The 25,362-nt window shown below is 46.6% G+C and carries 27 protein-coding genes; 6 read left to right on the top strand and 21 right to left on the bottom strand.

Annotated features, from left to right (window positions below; all coding sequences use genetic code 11):
• Positions 1 to 144: 144 nt before the first annotated feature.
• The 6 genes from ABN764_RS00810 to ABN764_RS00785 all read right to left on the bottom strand — a co-directional run bounded on the left by ABN764_RS00810 (position 145) and on the right by ABN764_RS00785 (position 7,431).
• Complete coding sequence (locus ABN764_RS00810; protein WP_446670682.1) at positions 145 to 2,052, bottom strand: FtsX-like permease family protein; 1,908 nt, start codon at positions 2,050 to 2,052, stop codon at positions 145 to 147.
• Entirely contained in the window at positions 2,027 to 2,791 is a 765-nt protein-coding gene (locus tag ABN764_RS00805) for an ABC transporter ATP-binding protein (protein WP_044355020.1), read from the bottom strand. The genes ABN764_RS00810 and ABN764_RS00805 overlap by 26 nt, the downstream gene beginning before the upstream one ends.
• Before the next feature lie 219 nt (positions 2,792 to 3,010).
• Positions 3,011 to 3,310 carry a hypothetical protein gene (locus tag ABN764_RS00800; protein WP_174809258.1) on the bottom strand — a complete coding sequence of 100 codons (300 nt, stop codon included), beginning with the start codon at positions 3,308 to 3,310 and terminating at the stop codon, positions 3,011 to 3,013.
• A 221-nt stretch (positions 3,311 to 3,531) separates the two neighbouring features.
• On the bottom strand, positions 3,532 to 4,626 hold the full coding sequence (locus tag ABN764_RS00795; protein WP_446670681.1) for a histidine kinase dimerization/phospho-acceptor domain-containing protein: 1,095 nt from the start codon (positions 4,624 to 4,626) through the stop codon (positions 3,532 to 3,534).
• A gap of 47 nt (positions 4,627 to 4,673) precedes the next feature.
• Positions 4,674 to 6,332 (bottom strand): hydroxysqualene dehydroxylase, encoded by a 1,659-nt coding sequence (locus ABN764_RS00790; RefSeq protein WP_028533167.1) that lies wholly within the window; start codon positions 6,330 to 6,332, stop codon positions 4,674 to 4,676.
• Between the two features lie 307 nt (positions 6,333 to 6,639).
• Positions 6,640 to 7,431, bottom strand: a complete 792-nt coding sequence (locus tag ABN764_RS00785; protein WP_021253095.1) for a lipid II flippase Amj family protein — start codon at positions 7,429 to 7,431, stop codon at positions 6,640 to 6,642.
• 168 nt (positions 7,432 to 7,599) lie between these two features.
• On the opposite strand from ABN764_RS00785, the gene ABN764_RS00780 reads away from it, so the two are divergent.
• Positions 7,600 to 8,088, top strand: coding sequence for a copper amine oxidase N-terminal domain-containing protein (locus tag ABN764_RS00780; protein WP_446670680.1), 489 nt, complete (start codon positions 7,600 to 7,602; stop codon positions 8,086 to 8,088).
• A gap of 91 nt (positions 8,089 to 8,179) precedes the next feature.
• On the opposite strand, the gene ABN764_RS00775 is transcribed toward ABN764_RS00780, so the two are convergent.
• The 3 genes from ABN764_RS00775 to ABN764_RS00765 all read right to left on the bottom strand — a co-directional run bounded on the left by ABN764_RS00775 (position 8,180) and on the right by ABN764_RS00765 (position 10,107).
• Positions 8,180 to 8,758 carry a GNAT family N-acetyltransferase gene (locus ABN764_RS00775; RefSeq protein WP_446670679.1) on the bottom strand — a complete coding sequence of 193 codons (579 nt, stop codon included), beginning with the start codon at positions 8,756 to 8,758 and terminating at the stop codon, positions 8,180 to 8,182.
• Positions 8,759 to 8,988: 230 nt separating this feature from the next.
• Complete coding sequence (locus ABN764_RS00770) at positions 8,989 to 9,432, bottom strand: flavodoxin (protein ID WP_446670678.1); 444 nt, start codon at positions 9,430 to 9,432, stop codon at positions 8,989 to 8,991.
• 198 nt (positions 9,433 to 9,630) lie between these two features.
• Positions 9,631 to 10,107, bottom strand: coding sequence for an NUDIX domain-containing protein (locus ABN764_RS00765; protein ID WP_446670677.1), 477 nt, complete (start codon positions 10,105 to 10,107; stop codon positions 9,631 to 9,633).
• Positions 10,108 to 10,353: 246 nt separating this feature from the next.
• On the opposite strand from ABN764_RS00765, the gene ABN764_RS00760 reads away from it, so the two are divergent.
• From ABN764_RS00760 to ABN764_RS00740, 5 genes are all read left to right on the top strand, one after another.
• A complete protein-coding gene (locus ABN764_RS00760; RefSeq protein WP_174811411.1) occupies positions 10,354 to 12,075 on the top strand; it encodes a peptide ABC transporter substrate-binding protein in 1,722 nt (573 codons plus the stop codon).
• 117 nt (positions 12,076 to 12,192) lie between these two features.
• Positions 12,193 to 13,131 carry an ABC transporter permease gene (locus tag ABN764_RS00755; protein WP_446670676.1) on the top strand — a complete coding sequence of 313 codons (939 nt, stop codon included), beginning with the start codon at positions 12,193 to 12,195 and terminating at the stop codon, positions 13,129 to 13,131.
• On the top strand, positions 13,128 to 14,078 hold the full coding sequence (locus tag ABN764_RS00750; RefSeq protein ID WP_021253102.1) for an ABC transporter permease: 951 nt from the start codon (positions 13,128 to 13,130) through the stop codon (positions 14,076 to 14,078). The genes ABN764_RS00755 and ABN764_RS00750 overlap by 4 nt, the downstream gene beginning before the upstream one ends.
• 18 nt (positions 14,079 to 14,096) lie before the next feature.
• Positions 14,097 to 15,089 (top strand): ABC transporter ATP-binding protein, encoded by a 993-nt coding sequence (locus ABN764_RS00745; protein WP_090510264.1) that lies wholly within the window; start codon positions 14,097 to 14,099, stop codon positions 15,087 to 15,089.
• Positions 15,086 to 16,045: an ABC transporter ATP-binding protein gene (locus ABN764_RS00740; RefSeq protein WP_090510259.1), complete on the top strand. Its 960-nt coding sequence runs from the start codon at positions 15,086 to 15,088 to the stop codon at positions 16,043 to 16,045. Before ABN764_RS00745 ends, ABN764_RS00740 begins: the two co-directional genes overlap by 4 nt.
• A gap of 127 nt (positions 16,046 to 16,172) precedes the next feature.
• Here ABN764_RS00740 and ABN764_RS00735 read toward each other — a convergent pair whose 3' ends face one another.
• The 12 genes from ABN764_RS00735 to ABN764_RS00680 all read right to left on the bottom strand — a co-directional run bounded on the left by ABN764_RS00735 (position 16,173) and on the right by ABN764_RS00680 (position 25,322).
• Entirely contained in the window at positions 16,173 to 17,267 is a 1,095-nt protein-coding gene (locus ABN764_RS00735) for an acyl-CoA dehydrogenase family protein (protein WP_446670675.1), read from the bottom strand.
• A 77-nt stretch (positions 17,268 to 17,344) separates the two neighbouring features.
• Positions 17,345 to 17,800, bottom strand: coding sequence for a GNAT family N-acetyltransferase (locus ABN764_RS00730; RefSeq protein ID WP_065291238.1), 456 nt, complete (start codon positions 17,798 to 17,800; stop codon positions 17,345 to 17,347).
• Positions 17,801 to 17,896: 96 nt separating this feature from the next.
• Positions 17,897 to 18,184 (bottom strand): hypothetical protein, encoded by a 288-nt coding sequence (locus ABN764_RS00725; RefSeq protein WP_021261872.1) that lies wholly within the window; start codon positions 18,182 to 18,184, stop codon positions 17,897 to 17,899.
• Positions 18,185 to 18,277: 93 nt separating this feature from the next.
• Positions 18,278 to 18,790: a GNAT family N-acetyltransferase gene (locus ABN764_RS00720; protein ID WP_174811616.1), complete on the bottom strand. Its 513-nt coding sequence runs from the start codon at positions 18,788 to 18,790 to the stop codon at positions 18,278 to 18,280.
• A 92-nt stretch (positions 18,791 to 18,882) separates the two neighbouring features.
• Entirely contained in the window at positions 18,883 to 19,080 is a 198-nt protein-coding gene (locus tag ABN764_RS00715) for a DUF4184 family protein (RefSeq protein WP_174811343.1), read from the bottom strand.
• Between the two features lie 2 nt (positions 19,081 to 19,082).
• Positions 19,083 to 19,337 (bottom strand): DUF2164 domain-containing protein, encoded by a 255-nt coding sequence (locus tag ABN764_RS00710; protein ID WP_021253110.1) that lies wholly within the window; start codon positions 19,335 to 19,337, stop codon positions 19,083 to 19,085.
• A gap of 56 nt (positions 19,338 to 19,393) precedes the next feature.
• A complete protein-coding gene (locus ABN764_RS00705) occupies positions 19,394 to 20,386 on the bottom strand; it encodes a phosphotransferase (RefSeq protein ID WP_174811342.1) in 993 nt (330 codons plus the stop codon).
• A gap of 51 nt (positions 20,387 to 20,437) precedes the next feature.
• Positions 20,438 to 20,656, bottom strand: a complete 219-nt coding sequence (locus ABN764_RS00700) for a hypothetical protein (protein ID WP_174811341.1) — start codon at positions 20,654 to 20,656, stop codon at positions 20,438 to 20,440.
• Between the two features lie 183 nt (positions 20,657 to 20,839).
• A complete protein-coding gene (locus ABN764_RS00695) occupies positions 20,840 to 21,379 on the bottom strand; it encodes a DUF402 domain-containing protein (RefSeq protein WP_021253112.1) in 540 nt (179 codons plus the stop codon).
• A 170-nt stretch (positions 21,380 to 21,549) separates the two neighbouring features.
• Positions 21,550 to 22,365: a hypothetical protein gene (locus ABN764_RS00690; protein WP_446670674.1), complete on the bottom strand. Its 816-nt coding sequence runs from the start codon at positions 22,363 to 22,365 to the stop codon at positions 21,550 to 21,552.
• A gap of 118 nt (positions 22,366 to 22,483) precedes the next feature.
• Positions 22,484 to 23,236, bottom strand: coding sequence for a vWA domain-containing protein (locus ABN764_RS00685; protein ID WP_446670673.1), 753 nt, complete (start codon positions 23,234 to 23,236; stop codon positions 22,484 to 22,486).
• 49 nt (positions 23,237 to 23,285) lie between these two features.
• Positions 23,286 to 25,322 (bottom strand): coiled-coil domain-containing protein, encoded by a 2,037-nt coding sequence (locus ABN764_RS00680; RefSeq protein ID WP_446670672.1) that lies wholly within the window; start codon positions 25,320 to 25,322, stop codon positions 23,286 to 23,288.
• Between the last annotated feature and the right edge of the window lie 40 nt (positions 25,323 to 25,362).

Below are 25,362 nucleotides of genomic sequence, written 5' to 3'. Positions count from 1 at the left end.
TTACTCCCGATTAGCAAATACAACCATTGTTATTGCTTACATTTTCCTTTCAAAATTGTCACGTTCATTCCTCAGCTGCAATTCAAATAGAAAGAGAGCAAGCCACGATACGGCTTACTCTCTGATAAGGATATAACTGTGTTATTACAATACTTTTTTCAGCTTTCTTACATAGTTCGCACGAATGAGCAAGAAGTACACGACCTGAATGATGAAGAACGTGCCTAATACGAGTATGATTTCTTTCAAAATCGATACGTTCGGGAACAAATTCTGCAACGTATTCAGTGCAACCGCTCCATGAACGATAGCTACAATGATCGGAACAAAGAACAGCAGTCCGATTTGCGTCGTAACAACCTTGGAAAGTTCCCCTTCTGTCAACCCCAGCTTCGAAATTGCCCGGTACTGGACAATATCATTATCCAAATCTGAGAACAGGCGGAAGTACAGGAAGCTGCCTGCTGATACGAAGAACACGACTCCGACAAATAAGCCCGTCAGCAAGATTTGTCCCATTCCTTGATTGAGTTCTGACATCGATGTCGCTCTGGATTGGAAGCGGAAGTCTTGCTGCTTTTCTTTTTGGAACTGCTTCTCCAGATCTGCTGACAATGATTTTGTCGCCTGCCAGTTCTCCATGTTGAAGATATAATTTGTCTCGTCGAACTTCGTAAGCGGGATTGCCTTAAAATCCTCATCTGACAATACCAGCACTTCGCCGCCCGATACAAATTGTCTCACATCGTCGGTCATCTCGAGTGAGTCAACAAGCTTCAACTTGCCTGTCTGCTTCAATGTCAAGGCCTGCCCCTTCGACCAATTTGAAGCTGTGCTCCTATTGCCAAAATCATTGCTTTTCGTTTCCAGCATGAATCCTTCACCCTGACGGAGCTGAATGCGCTCTTTGGCGAATGAATTGTATTCCGTTGCCCCCATCACCTTCATAATCGATCCATCTTTGAATTCTGCTGTTTTGCTATGAATGATGTAGGCATCATACTTGATGTTTTCTTTCTTAAGTGCTGACTCAATCAAATCTACATGTTTCTGCTCGTGCTTATTGCTCATTGCAGTCGATTCATACGACATAGGCGGCATCAAATCTGCCACACTGTTTGTCAGCATTGCCTTGAAGCCAACGAGTGTGCCAATAGCCGTAAAAGCGACTGTGGAAATAATGGCGACGAGGAAGAACATCCGTGCATTGTCCTTCATCCGATAGGCCAAGTCTGACAAGGTCAGCATATTTGTGTTCCTGCGGTACAGCTTCTGCTTCTTTTTCAGCCTATTAATGATGAACACGCTTAGCTGCGTGAATAAGAAATAAGTGCCTACCGAGACAAGAACGACTACAGGCAGCATGGCGAATAGAACCTGTTCCCCACGGACTACGAACGCGGTTCCGTAGCCACCTAAGATGCACAGTGCTGCAAATATCGCGAGCCCCGCATTAGCCTTGGGCTCTGGCTTCGGCTTCGTTGAAGCTTTTAGCAGGTCGATCAAGGAACTTGTACGTAATATGGTAGCCGTAAATAATGAAATCGCAATAAACAGTGCCATGAAGGCTGCGAACGTGAACCACAACGCTGTCGTTGGGAAATAGAATGACAATGGGTCATCCAAATATAACAAGGATGAGCCTAGCATGAGCATTCCCTTTGACATTACTAATCCGGTAACTATCCCTGCAACCGTTGAAGCAAATCCGATAATGATATTTTCCACAAATACAAGGCGCTTCAACTGCATATCAGACATCCCTTGCATGATACACACACCAAATTCTTTCTTCCGTGTCTTCAAGAAGACACTCATCGAATACAGGATGAAGAAGAAGGAGAACACATAAATAATGTACTGCGCAACCTCCATCCCCGCCTGAGCACCCTTGCCGTACTTGCCGCTATCGGCCATGTTCAATTCCGGATGGAAGGCCAGCATCGAATACACGAAGAAGATCATGACCGAGAAGGCGCAGCTTATGAAATACCCGGCATACAATCGCTTGTTCCGAAATACGTTCTTAAACGCGAACTGACGAAAGTTCATCTTCCGCTCCCCCCAATGCTGACAAGACATTCATAATTTCTTGGAAGAATACTTGCCGTTCATCATGCTTGTGCAGCTCTTGGTACAGCGAACCGTCCTTGATGAAGATGACGCGGTCACAGTAACTTGCAGCAAATGCATCATGGGTAACCATCATCGTCGTGGTGCCGTCTTCCTTGTTGATCTTCTCCATCATTTCAAGCACGTCCTTGGCTGACTTGGAATCCAGATTACCAGTCGGCTCGTCCGCAAGCAGCAGCTTCGGCTGATGGATGATTGCCCGCGCAATCGCAGTACGTTGACATTGACCACCCGAGATTTCATAGGTGCGCTTGTCCAGAATATGTCCGATTCCAAGCTTGTCCGCAATCACTTTTACACGCTGTTCCTGTTCCTTAATGCTGACATTCTCCAGCGTCAATGGGAAAATAATATTTTCCTTCACGGTCAAGGTCTGCAGCAAATTGAAATCCTGAAATACAAAGCCAAGCTCTCTGCGCCGGAACAAAGCTAGTTTACGCTTACTAAGAGCGTGTGCATTGCTGCCGCCAATCAATACTTCTCCTGATGACGGCTTATCGATCGTGGACACCACGTTCAAGAAAGTAGTCTTACCACTTCCGGATGGCCCCATGATGCCGACGAATTCGCCCTTGCCTATCGATAAATTCAAATCGGAAAGTGCTTTGTAAGACACTTTGCCTTCATATATTTTGGATACATTTCTGACTTCCAACATAGATGCTAATTACACTCCTTCGCTTACCTGTTCTGTACCACATACTTTACTGGGTATGAAGAAATGTAACCATTGTTATGCCTTACAATTTCCTTTCATTTTTGTCATGTAATCCATTTTGACAGATCACTTCTCCTATCAAAATAAAAAAGGATCCTCGCATGACCGCATGCAAAGAATCCTTTTTATCGACAACATCTACAACTAGCTTACTGTCTACTAATGATGATCTCCTTTTCTCCGACTGAACGCAAACCCTCCAAAACCGCCGACAATCGCAAGATAGAATCCGAGATCATACCACCAGCCTGTATTATTGATCTCATATACACGGATTCCATCCTTGAAAAGCCCAAAAATCAGCGAGATCGGCGCAATCCAGCCATGCCAGATCCCCCAGAAGAAACCAGCTGGTGATTGATCCGTGTACGAACCGTCTCCAGGCATACAGCCGCTCAGCAGAATCGTCATGGTTATAAACACTACACATAAGAGAATAAATCGTTTGGAATGCTTCATTAAAATGTCATCCCTCCTATATTAAAATTACGCTACTGTTCAGATGATACATTAACAGCGATGTCCCCTTGACCATTTCTCAAAATTGGCGCATACATCATAATCGCATCGTTCTCAGCTATAGGCTCGTCTTCGCAGCACTCACCTGTCTCATTATATATGGCTCGGTGCAGTACATTATGACGAACCTAGCCTACTCGTCAAGCAATAGCTGCGATGTATCATTGAAATATCATTGCTTTTTCAGGGTCAATATGATATATTAATTCTTCTCTTTCCATATTTTGATGTGTTCCAACAAAGAAGTGGGAGAGATTACACAATCCTTTCTTAGGGGGTAACTGAAGGTGAGCGACACGTTTCAAAGTGCCTTTCAAGAAGAGCAGCACCGTCTGAAAGACACGCTCGACATCATCGAGCAGCAATACGACAAAGTTCATAATGTAGCCCCTTATACTGGGCACGACGGTGTCTAGTTCTTCCTGAACATAGAGCGGACGAGCCACCTCGACCGTTGGTTTGGCGTAATTCAAATAATCTGTAATGATCGAATTCGCCTGTTCAATGCCGGAAGCTGCATAATTCCGATAGGTCTGAATTTGTTCCGGGGTCAAGTTTTTACGGTTCATAAGCTGTAGAAAGCCTTGTGCAGTTGTCAGTGGATTGCGAATTTCATGAGAAATGGAAGCGGCGAGCTGACCGATAACTTGATATTTCTCAGCACGAAAAAGCTCTTCCCGCATCCGTTCCTGATTTTTGACATGATGATAGATGTAGCTTACATACATCGAGGACAAATAGGTTCCAATGACAGCAATCACCACCTCTACTCCCTGCACTTGATCCCATTGATCGAAGAAGAACAGATAGCCAGCTAAATATACCGTAATCAGCAGCAGCGACATGAGGAAAATCTTCAAATAGGTACTCTGCAGCACCTGCTTATAGTGCAGAATAAGTCCAGCTGCGAGCATCATCGTGGAACCAATGATTGTCGGTACCGAGTAAATCTGCAAGTATAGTAATGTGCACAGATTGAATGCCAACCATGTACATATCCCTGGCAGCAAACCCTCGAACAGAGCAGCTAGCGCAAGAGACACAGGAGTTAAATGCAGCCCGTACAGCAATGGATCGATATCTTCATACCCAATATAAAAACAAGTCAGCAAAATTAAGATAAAAATAAACAACAGCTTGCGACGGTAATGAGCGAACATGAATTTCGGCGTGATGATGAGAAACATAAGACTTGCGCTCATAATATAGAGCAGCCCTTTGAATTCATGCGCTAATATGGAATGGATCAACATCATTATTCCTTTCCCTATCGATTCAATGCCTTGAACGTTGAGCATTCGAGTCAGCCAATGATTTTCCCGTTCCATGGAAGGCCTTTATGGAATCGGGAGCGGTCATTGGAACGCCATGCCGATAGCAATGGATAATCATACATATCCCATATTTTGCAGGGTGGGGCATCGATCGACGATCGTTCGATGATGCAATTGACCGCTCTTCGCGCAGCCTCATTCGCCCCTTCCATCGTAGCCAAATCTGTATTCGTTCGAACATAATCCGACGCAAGGAACAGATTCGGAATTGCTGTATATGCATTCGGCCGCAAGTTCCACGTGTGGACATGATTCACGAGCAGCGGCTCCATGTTGATCACTTCATGCGGGTTCGGGAATTGAATATCTTCATCGAGATACCAATGCACAATCATATCATCGCTCAGTATGGTCTCACCTTGATTCAAGCTCCGCTTCAGCTGCTCCCACACTTCTATCTTAATTTGCTCGCTAGTGCAGTGCATTGCCGGCTTCCCGAATACAATACCAGGCGTTTTCCAATCCGATACATCGATCGAGATGATACCTGCCACATCCCCATTGCCGAAATTGCTCATCTTGAAATGCGGCCAGAACTGAGCTTGGGATACAGAAGTCAATGCCCAAGGGCTGTCCATATAGATGACATGACCATGGATGATAGGGACATCTTCTTTCAAATAAAATTGGACGCCGTTCATCCATTCTACGTTCTTCGCTAGCTCAGGCAGTCTGCCCAGCAATGGATCACCCTCGATTAGATCCTCCGTAATCAGTTCCGCCATCACCTCAACGGGCAGTGCTGCGATATAGTAATCTGCGGTTACAATGTGGGAGCGGCCTTCTTCTTGAATGGTCACGCCTTGAATCCGGCCATTCTTGCAATGAATATGTTCAACTTTCGCTCTTAAGCGATAGTCGACCCCCCCTTGTCTCAAGTAAGTCAGCCAAGGATTGATCCACACATCATTGGTAGGGCCGTTCAGCAAGCGATCCGCACTACCTCCTGGCAGTACCATATCCAGCATTACGGTTGCAGCTACCGTGCCTACTGTGCAGGCATTCGCTTCCTTCGCCCGTGCTGCGACCAATATGCGCGTTAGGCCGGTGAAGATGTGTCTGAATTCCGCTGACTGCTTCTCCGCCTGTAGAAAATCCCACCATGCTACTCGCTGATAATCCAGCAGCCGGCGTTCATCACAGCTAGTCAGAACCTGCCACAGACAGTTCACATAACGGTCGACGTCCTTCTCACTTAAACCAAGTTTATTATCGAATAGTGATTTAAGCAGTGTGCGCCAGCCGCGTATCGTTTGCGGGAATTCAGTAAGAAAAGGAAGCATAGGACGATTGAAGAAGGCAAGTCCCAAGTTCGTTCCTTCGATTAGATTATCAAATACGGTTAATCTCTCGGTACTGTTCGGCCGTTGATAGGGAATACGCTTCATGGTGTCCGTAACGTGCTTATAGAATTTTGGGAAGAACCGGAATCCGTGTTCTCCTGGCAAATCTGGTCGACCATTCGTCCCCGAATTGGGAACCGGCATACTTCGTGCCTTGCCTCCTGGAATGGTTCTCCATTCATACACAGAGACGCGAAATCCACGCTCCATTAGTTCGTGCGCTGCACTCATGCCGGCGATACCACCGCCTAGCACGATCACACTTGGGCGATCTTTCCCCACCATAAACAATTGAGCACTCCTATTCCATTATTATCATTGGAAAAATAAACTAGTTTCATATTACTATAAATCGACGGATTACAACACCTCTCAACGCAGATCTACAAGAAAAACAGAATGTAAGTTAGAAACGTGCCCCCTCCTACCATTTTACTTCATAGATTTGGAACCTATTTGCAAGAAATCAACAACAAAAAACCTGCCCTTTGATTCATTGAGCAGGCATGTATTTCGCTGGATTTCACGGGGAAGAACGGTTCATTTTTCATAAATATGGGTAATGACAATTTGTCGAATGCGAGTTCATCACCTAGATAACTTGAACGACCCAAGCAATCCATGCAGCAGCTGGATAGAACAGCAACTGAGCGATAATTGTACCTACCGCTCTTGAGAACATCAAGAGCGCGAATATTTTACCTAAGCGATTCCGTTCTGTCACATCGCCCATTGCACGATCGGTAAGCATTGCCATTTGCGGATCGACGAAGATCGTGAGTATGATCGTAGCTAGTCCGTTAATTAGTCCAGATGATTGCGAGGCGGCCGTACTATACTCTGGATTCAATGCAGATGCGTACAGTGCTGCCAGAACCCCGATCGTATAGATGCTGGTGACCAGACAATTCAATAGCAGCAAGCGCTTCGGAATTCCCATGATCCGCAGCGAGCGGAGCATGTTCCATGTTGGCGTTCGCAGATGATGCTTCACATGCCGAATCTGATCGAGGGATACGGATGAAATCAATTTCGGAATAGAGCCTGACACTTCCATATGACGTATCACTCTAGTTGCAATCAAGACAGCCGTTGGAAAAAAGAGCATTGCCAGCAGCGTTCCTACCGTTGATGAGCCGATTACAATACGGAACTGGCCTTCCAAATCAAATTCCGGATGCTGCTTTGCATAATCGATAATTTTCCCTGTCATTGGGCCCTGAAGCAAATTTGAAGTACGAGATACAAGGACAATTATGCCGGTTAATGATAGGGCAACTGCAAGTCTACCTGTACGTACGCCCGCGTAGCGAACCGCATAGGACAATGTCTCAAATAAATGGATAAGCATAGTTAGTAAGGAGATGATGATAATTTTATCCAACGTGAACTCCCCCACAGGAAATCGTTGTTATACCAATTATAGCTTAGAATCATGTTTTTTATTTTCTCACGTCGTTTCCGTACTTGTCCAGATCAAAAAAGACTTCTAAATGTTGCAACTTTTTCATTCTATCATCGTTATTATTGTTAAAGGGGGTTTCGGGCTTACATGAGAGATGTTACTCGTACATTGAAATACAGCCTATCCATTCTAGTAGGCTGTCTACTTATAACACTGATTGGTTCAAGCTTCGCCTATGCTGGTGATGGTGCCGAGCATAAGGTTCAAATGCAACCGGCTCCGATTCCGGTCGTACGTGTGGTAGATACGGATGGGAATACCTTATCCCATGACGCCTTGATCGAGAATGGGCTGACATATATCCCTATTAAGGATCTAAGCACGCATTTGAATTTGAAGGTACGATGGGAATCATACAGCCATACTGTATATATTGAAGGGGACAAATCAGATATTACGTGGAGCTCACTAACTGGCAAGATGAAGGTGAATGGCAAGGATACGGTGCTCACGACATTCCCTCAAATTATTAACAATAAAACCTTTATCCCGCTTCGTCTTCTGCAGAATGTATTTACTTATCAATTTGACTGGGATAGCAAAACGAAGACCGTTACCCTGCTCAACAATTGGTAGAAGGTTGGATGATGTACGCAGCAATAATGAGCGGATCGATCTGAAATCTAGAAAGAGCAATACGGGCTGTTCCTACCTGTACTGCTCTTTTTTATGCTTGCTGCCCATCCAACAGGTCTTCGTTAATAATGGAGAACAAATGAACATCCTCGTAGCGCCCTTTTACAAAAATATGCTTACGAAGCACTCCCTCCTGCTGAAAACCGCACTTCTCCAATACGCGAATCGAGGCAGTATTATCTGGGTAGCATCTAGCTTCAATCCGTACAAGCTTCATCGAAGTAAATCCATAACGAATCACCTCGTTCACAACCTCTGTCATGAGGCCATGTCCCCAGCAGGATCTGGACAACGCATAGCCGATCTCAACACGTGCATGCTGCTGATTCCAATTCCCAAAGCCGCATGTGCCGATAAGCCGCTCCGACTGCTTGCAGTAAATTCCCCACGGAGCAATCTCTCCGCGACTATAACGCTGGATAATCCAGTTCAGAAAACGATGCGAATCAGCAATCGTCTGGTGAGCAGGCCATGTTGCAAACCGCGAAATCTCTTCATCAGAGGCATATTCAAACATATCCTCAGCATCCTGAAGTGTCATTTCCTTCATACGTGTACGGGCTGTCTCTAGGACTGGAACGGGAAAGAACAGTTCGGTCTTGCGCATCATGATTTCCCTCCTTATGGATCTGGGGTTCACCTTATTCTTCTACACAAGATCATGCCATAACCTCCCGCTATTGTCTAACCACGCTCTATCTCTATCTATCTCTTCAACGTAACAAAGAAAAACAGCCCGTTACCTTCAATAAGGACACGAGCTGATGTCTGTTTTAGATGCTGTTATTAGAATTATCGCTTTGGATGATTGCGAAATAACAGAGGTAGAACTAGACTTGATTATGAACGAAGCTTGCCAACGAAAGTACTCCCGAATTGTCTACACAGTTCCTTCTCATCAGCCTTAGGCGTCAATTCTACCTTCAAGCCATCCAACACAACTTCGCAGCCGCGCTGACGCAGCTTCTCAATGAGAATGTCTACTGCGGCACCATATTGTGCGTACGAAGAATCACAAGAACCAAACACGGCCGCCTTCTTGCCCGTCAGATCCACATCATCCATCTCATCGAAGAAATCAAGGAATTCATCGGGCAGTTCACCATCCCCCCATGTGTACGCGCCAAGCAGAATTCCTTCGTACTCTGCCATCTCCGATGCATAGGCATCCATGACTTCCTTCATCGTAAGCTCCTCATCAGTTCCTTTGACGCCTTCGGCCACAGCTTCCGCCATTTCTTCTGTATTCCCCGTCATACTCGCATAAATTAACAATGTGCTCATGTATATAACCTCCAACTTGTTTATGTACATAATATTGATATTGATAATCATTATCATTATAATTGGAGTCGTTGCATTTCGCAAGCAGCAATCTTCTGCCAATTAAAAAAGGATAAGGCAGCTCTATCGAGCTCCTCATCCCAGATCTAGCCTTCAACGCTATTCTTAAATACCGAAGGTTAAACGTTAGCGTATATGTTAATTCGTGTCTCCCATGTAGACGTCTTTTTCCCCTCTACCCTGCAGCTTGGGTATCAATTGTGCAGGATAAACTCGAATGTGATCAAGGGCTGATAAGGCAACCCACTCTACACCAACCTGATACTCGTCAGGATTCGTTCCTGCAAAGATCTGAGCCTCTTGCTCCGCCGGAGGAATACACTCATCAAGTTCAGCGACAAAATAAAATTCAACCTGATGGACATCGGCATCCCATTCTGCAAATTGATGGTTTTTACCTATGTACTCACGAACGTACGCGAGGTCATGCACACGGATATGGCAACCTATTTCTTCCATACATTCCCGCTTCAACGCATCACTTAATTGCTCTCCATGTTCCTGTCCACCACCTGGGAACAGGTAGAAGAATCCTTCCTGATCCTTGTTTTTCGTAAGCAGCACTTTTCCGTCGTATATGATGATTGCCTTGGCTGAATTTCGTATGGGCTTCATATGTCTTCCCCCTTGATAAAAGTGTTCTAACAGTTAATTGTACCTTAATTGGCAAGCTGTCAATGCGGTAATCGTTACGAATTTGATAAATTTTTTATAAAATCATCGAAAAAGATAAAGACGAACACCTAACATTATGGTAGTATATGGTACAAACCAGGTGTCAATTATCTCCTCTGACCTGCATCTAGTAAGGTTGGCGTATGGTGTAAACGATTATTCCATTGAGAGGGGAACTGTACACGTATGAAACGTAGATCCATGATGCTTATGTTGACGCTTTTACTGGCAATAAGTGCGTTTGTAAGCGCTTGCGGAAGCAGCAGCACGCCTGCCCCTGAGTCCAAGCCGAGCGAGACTCAGAAACCTGGCGACAGCGGGACAGGTGAGAAAAAAGAAGAGAACAAGGACGTGGCACTCGCCTCAGATCAGACCTTCCGCTTCAACATGAAGAGTGATCCTCCTTCCCTTGATCCTGGTACATCTCAGGATACAACTTCCTTCCAAGTATTGAGCCATATCTTTGAAGGGCTCACACGATTGGATGAGCACGGAAAAGTTGTTCCAGGTACCGCAGAGAGCTGGGAAGAAGATGCTACGAAGACCAAGTATGTCTTCCATCTCCGCAAAGATGCCAAATGGTCGAACGGCGATCCTGTAAAAGCAAAAGATTACGAGAACGCTTGGAAACGTGTTCTCGATCCTAAGATGTTGCCAGCTCCACCATATGCCTATCAGCTGTACTACATCAAAGGTGCAGAAGATTACAACACGAAGAAATCCACGGATCCAAATTCCGTAGCAGTGAAAGCCACTGACGATTACACGTTGGAAGTCGAACTCACGACTCCAACTGCTTACTTCTTAAGCTTACTCTCCTTCCAATCCTACTACCCTGTACACACGGATGCCCGCGATTCAAAATGGGCTTCTGAGGCAAGTACTATCATATCGAACGGCCCATTCAAAATGTCAGACTGGAAGCATCAAAACTCACTTGAACTGGTTCCAAACGAACACTACTATGCAAAAGATGAAATCAAATTTACGAAAGTACAAATTACAATTGTCGAGGATCCTGGTACCGAAGTCAGTATGTATGAAACGGGAGCACTTGAATTCGCAGGTCAGCCGACTGGTGAAATTCCGGTCGACCAAATTGCGATGCTGAAGGAGTCGAAGCCAGATGAGCTTCAAATCAAAGGTATTGCATCCTCGTATTACTACCTGTTCAACAATAAGCAGAAGCCATTCGACAATGTCAATATTCGCAAGGCACTGGCAATGGCTATTGATCGTAAGCAAATTGTTGAGAAAGTCACGCTGGGTGGTCAAACACCTGCATTTGGTATTGTTGCGAAAGGTATCGCAGGGATAAATGATGAGTATCGCAATGAATCTGATGACAGCGCCTATTTCAAGGAAGATGCTGCTGAAGCAAAGGCTCTTCTCGAAAAAGGCTTGAAGGAATCCGGATTGACAGAAATGCCTGAATTTACACTCACTCACAATACCAATGAAATGCATAAGAAAGTTGCTCAAGCCGTCGCGAATATGTGGAAAAATACGCTTGGACTGAAAATAAAGGTTGAAAATCAGGAGTGGGGTGTCTTCCTAAAGAACCGGACGGCATTGAACTATCAAGTCGCTCGCGCCGGCTGGACGACAGACTATAATGATCCAATGTCATTCATCGATCTGTATACGACTGGCAGCGGCAATAATGATATTGGGTACAACAATCCTGAATTCGATAAACTGGTGAAAGATGCGAAGATATCTGTGGATCCAAATGCACGTATGGACTTGATTAAGCAAGCTGAGAAGAAGCTGATTGCAGACGATATGGCGATCATACCGATTTTCTATCATACAAATGTCCATTTACAGAAGCCGTACGTCAAAAATGTATTTATCGACTACCAAGGACAAATAAACTTCACTCGCGGTTATATTGCAGAACACTAATCGATCGATCGTGACATTGAGCATGTAAATAGTCGGGGTACATATGCAGGCAATGTTCATATGTATCCCGACTTTAGCATTATAGGTTGAAATTATCCTTCAGGAGGCTGGTGGAATGTGATTCGCTATGTCCTTACCAAGCTAATGTATCTCATCATTTCCTTATGGGTTCTGGCTACACTTACCTTTCTATTGATGAAGGCTGTCCCAGGCGACCCATTTCTGTCAGAGAAAGCCGTTCCTCCAGAAATACGTGCAAGGCTCATGGAACAATATGGACTCGACAAGCCATTATATGAACAGTATGTCGTTTATTTGAACAAGCTCGTTCAAGGTGATCTTGGTATTTCCATGAAAATGCAGGATCGTGAAGTCGTTCAGGCCATCCGCGAATCCTTTCCCTACTCACTTAAGCTCGGTATCTGTGCATTAATCGTGGCCGTTACGATTGGAATAGGACTCGGTATTGCTGCAGCAATGCGGCATCGCAAGCTGATTGATACGTCTTCCATGGTACTCGCTGTCGTTGGCGTGTCTGTCCCAAGCTTTGTTCTTGCCTCATTTATGCAATACGTGCTTGGGGTAAAACTGAAGCTACTTCCTGTCTTTGGACTAGCAGGCCCCCTCACCTATGTCATGCCCACCATTGCGCTATCAGCTCTACCGATTGCTTTCATCGCCAGATTAACTCGCTCCAGTATGCTGGAGGTTCTGCATTCTGATTATATTAAGACAGCCAGGTCCAAAGGTCTGTCTGCTGGTGTCATTGTGCGCAGACATATTTTACGCAATGGAATCTTGCCTGTTGTTACGTATCTTGGCCCACTTACTGCAGGTATTGTTACCGGTTCATTCATTGTGGAGCATATTTTCGGAATCGGTGGTCTTGGTAAAATATTCGTAATGAGTATTACGAACCGCGACTATTCTCTCATCATGGGGATCACTATGTTCTATGGCGTTATATTGATGGTGGCTCGCTTCCTTACTGACTTGGCTTATGGTGTTATCGATCCTCGCATTAAGCTTGCCAAAGGAAAGGAGAAAGCGGCATGATTACCTACAACAAACAGAATCCATTGCATCAGCCCCCTATCAAGCCCGAGCAATTCAAAAAAGCGAACATCGACGAACATGCGGCGGAGGCGATCGAACGCGAGAGTATATCCGCTTGGCGCGATTCGTGGCTTCGATTGCGCAGCAATTGGGCAGCAATGACAGGCCTCGTTATTCTTGTTCTGCTCATTATTATGGCCATCATCGGACCAATGTTAACTTCTTATGACTACGAAACCAATTATTTGGACAAGACGAATTTGCCACCTTCCTCAGAGCATTGGTTCGGCACGGACGATCTCGGCCGCGACATGTTCGCCCGTACTTGGATGGGCGCTCGTATTTCACTTATCGTCGGCTTCTCCGCAGCCCTCATTAACCTGATTGTCGGCGTCATATATGGCGGCATTATGGGGTATGTGGGAGGCAAACTCGATGAAATCATGAACAAGGCATCTGAAATTATATTCACACTTCCTGACCTTCTTGTAGCCATTCTACTGGTAGTAGTACTAGAACCAAGTCTTGGCGTTATTATATTGGCACTGTGCTTCACTGGCTGGATAAATATGGCCTGGATTGTGCGCGGGCAAATGATGCAGCTCAAAAATCAGGAGTTCGTCCTTGCCTCCCGTTCGCTCGGCGCATCGGGAGCACGGATCTTGTTCCGGCATCTGATTCCAAATTCACTCGGCCCGATTATCGTTACGCTAACCTTAGCAATTCCTGTATCGATCTTCGGCGAAGCGGTTCTTAGCTTCCTCGGGCTTGGTGTACAATCCCCTGCTGCCTCTTGGGGAACGATGATTAGCGATGCATTGAAGGCGATGACCGTCTATCCATGGCGTATCGCATTCCCTGCATTCTTTATCAGCTTGACGATGCTTGCATTCAACATGTTTGGCGATGGACTGCGTGATGCACTCGATCCGAAGATGAAAAAGTAGACGAGGAGGATGACGAATATGAAGCCTTTATTGGAAATCAACGACCTTCACGTCTCTTTCCACGTCCGTGGCGGCGAGGTGAAGGCAGTACGCGGTATCAATTTTCATGTGAATCAAGGCGAGGCCGTGGCGATCGTAGGCGAGTCCGGCTGTGGCAAGAGTGTTACGGCGCAATCGATATTGCGGCTGCTGCCAAGCCCACCTAGCAAGGTGAAGCAAGGCGAGATACGCTTCAAGGGAAATGATCTGCTGAAGCTGAAAGAACGTGACATGCAATCGATTCGCGGCAAGGACATCGGCATGATCTTCCAAGATCCCATGACTTCATTAAATCCGACGATGACGATAGGTCGACAGATTACTGAAGTATTAATGAAGCATCAACAAATGACCGCTTCACAGGCGAAGGCACGGGCTATCGAGATGCTGTCTATGGTTGGTATTCCGAATCCAGATTCCCGCTTCCAGCAATACCCGCATGAATTCTCGGGAGGAATGCGCCAGCGCGCGATGATTGCCATCGCACTTGCCTGCAAACCATCCCTGCTAATCGCAGATGAACCGACTACAGCGCTTGACGTAACTATACAAGCTCAAATCTTGCGCGTTATGAAACAGCTGCAGCAGGAGATGGGCACATCCATTATATTAATTACACATGATCTCGGAATTGTCGCTGATCTATGCGACCGAGTCATTGTTATGTATGCTGGTAAAATCGTTGAGACCGGAACGAAATGGGATATATTCAAAAATCCACAGCATCCTTATACGAAGGGCTTGCTCCGTTCCTTGCCTCGTCTGGATCAGAAGAAGGAGGAGCCGCTTATTCCGATTTACGGCACACCGCCAGATCTGATTAAGCCGCCAGCAGGATGCGGGTTCTGCGCTCGCTGCAATGAAGCGATGGAAGTCTGCATGTCCTACGATCCGGAAGTAACGAAGGTAGGCGATTCGCATCAAGCGAAATGCTGGCTTCTCCATCCGCTGGCGCAGGAGGTGGCTCGATGAGCAGAGAGGCATTGCTTGAAGTACAGGGATTGAAGAAGTATTTCAATCTAGGCCGCGGCAATATATTAAAAGCGGTTAACGATGTCAGCTTCACCATCCATAAGGGTGAGACCCTCGGTATGGTTGGTGAATCCGGCTGCGGGAAGTCCACTGTAGGACGAACTGTCCTGCGCCTTTACGAGCCGACAGGCGGCAAGACAATCTACAATGGAACGAATATTTACAGCCTGAAGCGCAAGCAGATGGCAGCGATGCGCCGTGAAATGCAGATGATCTTCCAAGATCCGTACGCTTCGCTTAATCCGCGGCTCACCATCTCTGATATTATTGGAGAAGCTATCGATATTCACAAGCTGGCTGCGAGCCGCGCAGAAAAGAAGAAGCGGATCGAAGATCTCCTTGATCTTGTTGGCTTGAATCCAGATCACGCTACTCGCTATCCGCATGAGTTCTCAGGCGGCCAACGACAGCGGATCGGCATCGCTCGCGCGCTTGCCGTAGATCCAAAGCTCATTATTTGTGATGAGCCGATCTCCGCGCTTGATGTATCCATCCAAGCACAAGTCGTTAACTTGCTGAAGGATCTGCAGGTTCGACTTGGACTCACCTACTTGTTCATCGCCCATGATTTGTCCATGGTCAAGCATATTAGCGATCGCGTGGCCGTCATGTACTTGGGTAAAATGGTTGAACTGACTGATAGTGAGACGCTCTACAATGAGCCGCTTCATCCTTATACGCAAGCGCTCATGTCCGCCATTCCCGTTCCCGATCCAGATATCGAGGCGCAGAAGGAGCGAATTGTATTAAGCGGTGAACTCCCAAGTCCAATCAATCCACCGAGCGGTTGTCATTTCCGTACGAGATGCCCCGCGGCAACTGAGCGATGTGCGGCTGCTGTTCCGGAATTCCGTGAAGCCAAGCCTGGCCATTATGTAGCCTGCCATCTCGTTTAGGATGTATCCAATTATTTCAGACCAAGCAATAAAGGCAGAGAAGAGAATCAGGAGACGTTCCTCCTATCTCTACTCTGCCTTTTCATATCGTTTCCAAGCTATCTTGGAAGTGACGTATACCTCTTACTTAATCAAACTTCACTAACAATGAGTGATGACACACAGTCTGCAAGTCCCGATATATTTGATTGATTGGCGCATCCTCCATAACTGCATGGATGCCCAAGTACGGGAAAAGCGCATTGGCCGATGATAAGGCTGCTTGTCCAGCTTCCTTACACCGAAGTGATACTTCCTGTACATCCGTGTCCGTGAGTACCTTGCCTTGTGTATGCTCGTTCCACGATTGCTCGATAGCTTGATAGAACGCACTTATCGCTTCCGTCAGCAATTCGTTCTGAATGATGATTTTATTCGATATAGAATCATAACGGTTCACCGAAGCATTCTCCCATACAGTGCGATTCCGCTCCGCAATATTTCGTGCCTCTTCCAGGAAGTGCATTGCCAGCCCTATGCTTACAGCAGCGAACGATGCTTCTGCAAATGGCAGGAACGGATAGCTGTATATCGGGTTATCGTAAAGACCATTTGGCTCCATAATGCTAAAGGTTCGTTCGTCAGGTACAAATACATCATGTACGACTATGGAATGACTTTCAGTAGCCTTCAGGCCAAATGCGTTCCAATCCTTCACGATCTCAACTTCATCCGGCCAGAATACGAATGAACGAATGACCGGCTCCGCTGCTGATTCCCCTCCAGTATCCGATTCGGCATGCTTTTGAACCACACAATTGGCGGTGAACACAGTCGCATATGTGGAGCCGCTGCAGAACTTCCAGCGCCCATTCACCCGGTATCCGCCCTCAACCTTCACAGCCGTGCCGCTTGGATGCCCCGATCCTGCTACAACCGCTTCCTTCCTCGTATAAGCATCCTTCGCCACTTCTGGCGTCATAAATGGTGCAAAGAAGCCACCTCCAGAGCCAATCGTTACGAGCCAGCCGAAGCTGCCATTAATCCAGGACGTATGCTCGAACCATTTCAACGCTTCGGGAAGTTCTGTCATATTCCCCTGTAATTCAACTGGTACGAACAGCTTGAACAATCCACGCTCATAAATCCATTGCAGCAACTGCTGCGGAAGCTTCCCCTCTCGCTCAATGGACAATGCCTGATCTCGAATGATGCGAATTTCTTCATCGGTAAAATGATTCATCGGTAACACGCTCCCACTCTTATCAACGTATGGATAAATGCAAATCTATCTATCTATTTATCCATTATAGTACACGTTTACAAGATAAGGCGGAGACGAATCATATCTACGCAAGGAATTCCATTCTCTTCGATCGGTTCATCATAGTGAATGACGAAGAAATCGGTATCGATTCCGCAAATACGGAAGCCGCATTTCTGATATAAACCGAGCTGTGACAGACTGGAGTTCCCAGTGCCTACCTCCAGCACTTGATAACCAAGCTCTCGAGCGCACTGAATGGCATGCTGTACAAGCTGCTTGCCATAGCCCTTGCCCTGCCACTCTTCTGCAACCGCCACATTCACAAGCTCAAGGGTGTGGGGGCGCGTCGGAAGCAGAAGTACAGCTCCAATCGTCTCTCCATTCACATTCAATGTATAACCGATACTGCGATGCAAGTATTGATTCACGGCAGCTTCTTCCGGATCAGCAAGCAGCAGCAAATCTAGTGGGATGTTGCGAGTTTCCGTAGGAATAATGAGTGCTTCCAAGATGATTATCCTCCTCTAAGCTGTCTCTCACTTCTCACCTGCATGGTTGAATCAAGTGAATGACAGAGTTTGTGTGTGGATTCATTAGCATGCAACTTACGCCATCTGACCATATTCCTGGGCATATGCACCATGCTGTAGATAATGCTTGTATAGGTGGAAAAACACACGTATTCCCCCATAAAAGTTAGAGTCATGCTCACTCTTGCGTATTAAATAAACTGTATCCTCTATCGAAGGTACTTGCCCTTTCTGACACATCCGTTCATACTCTACAAAGTCGACTTCGAACAACCCTTTCTTCTCGCCTGCCTCCGTAGCGTAAGCGTATAATGCCGTGGAACCTTCCAACTGCTTTAATTGATAATGTATCGTTGAAGCCATTGCAAATCACCTACTTATGTATAATGTAGTATCTGTCCCGCTTCACGTGTGCGGTGAGCAATTGTTCACAACGGAGTAGTCGGATCCTACCTGTTATATCGACAGTTGTCCCCATTCCATAGCGATTTCCGTATGCGGTTCTCCGCCAATCTCAATTTCTTTCTCGCCGACGATTATTGCACCGGTACGACGATAAAATTGAAGAGCACGATTCCCTTTCAAAACCCATACCAACATATTCGTATGTCCGAACGATTTCGAATGCTCCATCACGTGTGAAACGAGCTTGCTGCCGAGCCCTTGTCCTTGAACGGTCGACAGCAAGTAGAGTGCATATAATTCTGCTCGATCCGGAAATTGTTCGCTCCGGCTTGGGCCACCCATCGCAAAACCTGCGATTTCCTCAGTATCCTGTACTGCGACATAAATACACTTGTCCGCTGTCAACTGTCCTATTGCATGCTCCCACATATTTTGTCTAGCTTGTACAGATAAGCTAGACAAATAAGTATCTGATACAATCCCTTGATAGGCAGTGCGCCAGCTGTCGACATGAACACGCGCAATACCAGGCGCATCGCCAGCCATCGCTTTTCGAATTTGCAATTGACACCCTCCTCTACAGGTGAGTTCATCATCGAATATATTCAATACACTTCAACAGAAAGTCCTACCTTGGATAAGAAATGCTGCATCCATTACAATGCACACAGAGGGATTGCCTCCAACAGCAATCCCTTCCACATATGGCCCATCAATTGGTACGGTTCAAGCATGATAAAATATTCAAAGTCAGGTGTCATACTTCCAAGAACTAGCCCCGTCACACTTAAGTATTGCCGCGCAAGACACTGAACAGGCGCAGCATACAGTAGATGTGCGAAGGTAAAAGGCATGATTATCTGCTGCCCTTCTCCGATTTCTTCATTGCATATAGATCCTCTTCAATGCCAGCCATACGCTGCTCCAACATCGCACGCGCATCCTCGATAGCCTGATTATATAAGTACGGCTCGAACATCTTCAGTAGATAATCAACAAGCTCCTCTGCCTCGAACATGCCCAGGGATTCTCCACGCTCTGTCTCAAAATACTGCTTCAAATCCTCTATCCATTTTTCCTTCTGCTCTCTAGGCAGCTTCTTTACATTCATGATGTCCCTCCTAAGTTGCTAAGTCGCTTGTTTACTTCCTTCTATCGATGAACTTATTATAGATTACCTACGAATTCAACAGACAGCGAGTTGAAATACTCCATCTTCTCATCAATAAAATCATCGCCCGAATCGATGCTTCCGACAATATGCAAATCATGGAGACATAGTCCCATTAACCACAACTGACGTGCAGCAACGAATACGGGAACTGCTCGAATATCGTCTTCGTGAAGTTGACGTACAGACTGATAGCCTTCTAGGAATGCATCCCACAACTCTGACAGCTTTCCAGGATCATTGCCTAAGCGCACCTCACGAGCCAAGCGAAATTCTGCTATATCATAAGCGCGGTAGCCATAACCGCACAAGTCAAAGTCATAATGAGTATACGTCTGATCGCCGCTGTAACTAATATTAGTATTTCCATGCAAATCCCCGTGACACACTCCCCAATCCAGCGCTGAGAACTGTGTAATTTGCTCCTTCAATGCGCTGCCAATGGCCATCAACTTCTGAACATCTTCAGGCCTATGCTGAATTCGGTCAGCAATCACCTGCAGCGGCTTATCGATTAGATAATTCTGATCCATAACAGGGCGCTCATATGAACTTGTAAACGTATCTGCTGCACCGTGCAGCTGCGCTACTGCTTGTCCGAACAATCGGCTAATGTCGGCATTGTCGATTGAGCGTTCTTCTCCCACAGCATAGGTGAACAGGACGCCAAATCGAATACCTTCAGGCGCTTGGAGCGGATGAACACGTTCCCCATTCAATGCCGTAATCGGTAAGGATACGGATATCCCCTCAGCTTGTAGATGAAGAAGGAAATCCATCTCAAATTCAACCACTGCCTGGTGTCTTCTCCAATCTCCACGATATACACGGAAAATATACAGGGCGTCATCGCCATGCACCTTATAGGTATCGTTCATTCCGCGCAGCAAAAATTCAACCCGCTGAACCTTGCCTACAGCATAATTCTCTTCTATCCATTCCTTAAGTGCTTGCTCGCATAATGTAGAATATACAACTGGAAAATGCATTTGACCCCACCCTTTTCATGTCCGGCTGACTTACTCTTTTACGTTTCCTTCCTATTTGCGCAATGTGAGTACAGCAGCGATAAGAAGCAAGGCCAGTGTGAGCGCATACATGACAATTGCTGTTGGGCTGGTCTGCTGACCTGGAAATGCATCCTCTGCTTGATATAACAAACTTGGCTGACCTAACTGAGTTAAATCTTCTTGCGCATGCACGATTTGCAAGGTACATATCTTAGACGCATCAGGTATGGAAAAAGTTTCAACCCTCATCCATCCCTTGGTCAAATGAGAGTTGAAAATTGGTTGGCTAATAGGTGACTAGAACTAGACTAGCCTACTGTTTCCCAATACGAAATAACTTCCAGTTATAGATAGGATCTAAATACGGGTCAAGTTATGCAGAAATGCGAACAAGTGCTATAAAGAATAAAGAAGACTGATATCAGTCTTCTCTCATGGCATAAGCAATTGCTGCATCATTATAAAGTCCTCTTTACTTCGTCTAACTAATGGGTGTTCCTTCACTTCATGAACGAGTCGGGAAGCTTCTTTCACAGCTGTGCTGTATTGATCATGGGTAATGCGTCCCCACTCCAGAGCTTCTTCCAGCTCATCTTCATCCAAGAGGAAGATATGGCCCGATGGCAGCAGCACAACGTCCAGGTACAAGTCGTCGAAATAGGGGATGCCCCGATCATCCGTTCCGACCGGTTCACAAACATCCACGTACCACTGCATAACCTCTCCCTGTTCATCAAATACAGTCGTAATGGAATAATGCTCATGCAAGGGGAAATATTGCATCCAGCAATATCCTGTATCTACGAGCTTTATTCTCTTCCCGTCCATTGTCACTGTTAACGGCTGCCGCACCGCATTGAATTTAATCAGAGAGATGTAGCCTGTAAATTCCGGAGAATCTACTTCAGTTAGCGCGAACTGCTTGGACAAAATCCGTTTCCAATCGTAGCGATCTGCGTGTTTTCTCTTCATGTGGCAACCTTCCTCAGCTCGGATGCCGTCTCTTTATTTCCCATTTGTCGAGCACCGCAGTTCGTCACCTGTATCTGCAGATAGACAAGAGAGGCCCAGCTTCAAATTTCCTTTGCTACGATTATACCTTACTCGCAAGCGTTCGGCATGTGATATATTGTCATATCTCCTTATTTTCCGCAAGATGACCAGCTTATGTCGAGCAGAGATACATCATCCTCCAGCATTTCTCCATTTCGATGCTCCAGCTTGTGGCGAAGCAGTTCGTCTGCAGGCGGATACGGCAGGCTGTCCAATTCGGATAACCCGTCGGTATACACCATCAGCCGAAAGGGTGCATTGCCTTCAATATGGTGGTGCAAGGTATGAGCTCTTCCGCCGATGAGACCACGATAGACTGACCACCGTTCTCCACTTGAGCTGGAAGTCTCGAACAGATTGCAGCTTTCTTGTCCATGCTGCCATAACCGACGTCGCCCGTCCCCATGCCATGCAAGCCATATTCGACTATACGGCTCTGCTTCATCCGTTCCATCAGTGCCATCGATCCGCCCGCAGGTGAACATCGCCTCGCTCCCGATTCGTTTCTTGTCTTCCAATACTTCCTTCACAAGTGGAGGGAGTCCCGAGGGAATCGGCAGCCCAGACATTTGCTCAGCTGCTGCATCACGTAGAGAATCCAGATAAGCATGCAAAGACTCGGCATTCAATTCAGACTGAACAGCAATCCAGCCCAATAGATGGGCACCTAGAAACCTCGCAGCAAAATCTCCTTGGTAGCTCAAACTGACCCCATCGCATAATACAAAGCTGAGCGAACCACCATCTATGCGAAAGGCCAAATAATCTTGATTGTTATCCTTATATTGCGCCGTCTCTCCCGCTCGTGCGTAAGCAAATCTACAGCGAAAAGAGGATTGCTCGATCGTCATTAACGGCTGATCCACCTGTTGGGAACAACGGTAGTGAAAGGATGTCAGACTCAATCGGATTCACCCTGCCTTTCTTACGTAATCCAAGCTGTATCGTTGTACAATAGGCATACGGAGATTGAATAGCTTCCTGCAATCTCTCCTCATTGTGAATTCCCTTCGTTAGGAATAATTAGCGCACAGGAGTAGCGGCAGACATTTGGAATCCGATCGAGACCAGCTCTGGACAATTTCCGGGCAGCATCATGTAGGCTCCTGATGAGAGGTGATAATCCGCCTCCACCAACATCTCACGATAGCTTTCCGGCAAGATCGAAGACATGCTTCGCAGCTTCTGTGCATGTTCATCGGTAAGAACGGTATCCTGCACGATTCCCTTCCACCTGCGGGGTTCTTCAATTGGTGTATCCAACATGTGATCCGTAATAAATATATTCTCGATAAGCACATTGCCGTCCGGCACACTCATTTGCATAATCCGCCTAGCAATTGGCGCTGGATCATCCCCGGTAGCAACTCCGTCCGTCATATGGCAAATAAGCGGAGCGGGACAGTCCTGCATATGAGACAGCTCGGCCTCCAGCAGTCTCTCTGCCTGAAGGAACGCCTTGGCTGCATCAGAGAAGCGAACCGGCGTCAAATCAGGTAATGCCCCCATGCTTGCAATCTCGTCAATTCCCTTGATGCCATTCAGCACATCATAGACATCGTCACTGTAGGCCAATATTGCAATGCGATAGCGCGGTGTCAGACGATTTCCCTTCGTAGAACGGAATACCATCTGTCGAATCGCTTGGGATAATGCGTCATATACTACATCGATTCGTCGTCTTCCGGCCATCGTCATATTCATGGAAGCACTGATATCAATTAAATAGATGAGAAGTGCAGGCGTGCGCTGTGAAGCCTGTATCGTGTAGTTCATCCGTCCAATTCACCTCATAGCATGTTATTTCAATCGTGCCTGATCCGCGCTAAATGTCAGGCAGCATATAGGACGTATCATTCAAGAACTTATAAATATGTCCGGCCCTCGTCCCCACCTTGCCTACATTTTTGAAGTAGTCTGGATCCTTTTCATACCGTTCTGTAAACTCTAATGCATACTTTGAAGCATTATTCACATTATTTCTTGATAGTGCATTATACGCCTTATTGTAAGAAGCAATCAGCAGTACCACATCACGACTGCGAATCTTCTTTAATTGAGCAGCTTTCTCCGCAGCCTGTGCGGCCTGTGCCGCTTCCAGCCGTTTGCGCTCCTGCTCGCGAGCCTTTTCTATTTTCAGCTGTTCATCCCGCTTCTTCTTCCACTCCACATACTTCTCATATTGCTCTTGTTGATCATACCGGGCCTGCAGGCGTTTCCGCTCCGCATCCTTCTTCTTCTGTTCCTCCAGCTTATTGATGCGCTGCTGTTCCTCTATGCGCTTCTGCTCATCTTCCTTGCGTTGCTGTTCCTCTTGCTTGCGCGCTTCCTCCTTGCGCTGTTCTTCCTCACGAAGCCGTTTTGCTTCTTCCTGCTTCCGTTCCTCTTCCGCCTTCAACTGTTGAGTCTTCGCGTCAAGCAGCGCTTGTTCTTCCGCAGCCTTCTTGACCGCATCTTCGTTCATCTGATTCACCACAAAAGCTCCACAGCCAAGCAATAGGAGTGCTGACGCTACACTAATGATCGCAATCGCTCGATTCCCTAGCTTGACCTTAGACCGTGGCATTTGATCGGCTTCCCTTGCAAGCTTCTGCTCCAAGTCTTGAATCGCCGCAGCCAGCTCAATATGCATCGGACTTTCCTTCTCAACAAAATGATGAGCCGATCGGTATACTTCCAAGGCACTTTGCAGTTGATTTTGCTCTTCTAATTCTCTTGCCTGCCGGAACAGGCGATTGACCACATCCGGATCAACATCAGCCCGAGCAGGAATAAGGGGGACGGATACTGCATCGGGTTGTACAGCAGAATTCTCTGTGCATCCTTCCGCCTCTTCATCTATCGCTTTATCCTCTGAACGCTGCTCATGAATCGCTTGCGTTCCTTCTGGCGCATTCTGCTGCTTAACGTCTATAACGATCTGTTCTTCCTCGGCTACGCCATTAAGCACAATCAACCATTCACCGAAGGTCGGACAACTGCTCAAATCCTGGCTTTCCCAAGCGCGTGAGAACAGATCCGATACTTTGCCGCCATATCGTTCTGTTAATACATGCTTCAATCCCTCATAACGCTCGCAGGAGGTTTGCATTTCACGTTGGTCGAAATAGCTCTCGCCCCATGCCTTATCCACGATCTGCTGAGATGACCAACCAAGCATCTCTGCAAGAAGAATGCTGCCTGCGAATCGATCTGCATATGCACTCCACATCCCTGTCAGCAGCGCACGATGTGCAGCATATCCTGGAGAGCCACTGAACAGCACATCCGGTCGATCCATCTTAGGACTATAGAGCTGCTCCACATCTACCAGTTCAATCGATGATGCCTTCGAACTCTGCTTAACTTCCGAGAAAAACGGAAGCATGACATTCGGCGCAGACAAATCGCAATGTGCCAGACCTCGCTGCTCCATACCGGAGCATACTCGTGCGAGCGATTTGGCAATCTGCAGGCTGTCTTGGCGTGTCAGCCGATTATGTTCTGCAACGATATCCAGCCACGTCGGGCCATGTATCCACGGCATTACCACTGCATAGAGCAAATCCGTGCTCTTCTGGATAAGTCCTCCGTTTTTCTCAGGGGTCAATACGTTCCGACTGCACACGCTTAGTCCTGGAAGCTCACTATAGGTATCGAGCAGCTCAGATTGATATACCATCGCAGGGATACGATACTTCGGATGGAACACTTTGAGCGCCTTTGCCTCTACAGCATCTCCTCGGGTTGGAAGCAGCTGATAGATGACACCCTGTCTGCCAGCCTGCGCATATACGAGGCCAGGAGCTGCCGGATGTTCGCCGAACCGATATTCGATATCTTGAATAATGATCGTATCTCCTGATTGTGGCTGAAATGACATAATTCCTATCCTCCCGAGATGATGCATCTGTATGATGTAA

Origin of the sequence: Paenibacillus wuxiensis, from assembly GCF_040195695.1 — a bacterium.
Lineage (GTDB): Bacteria > Bacillota > Bacilli > Paenibacillales > Paenibacillaceae > Paenibacillus_B > Paenibacillus_B suaedae.
This window is presented reverse-complemented; position numbering and strand designations above follow the sequence as displayed.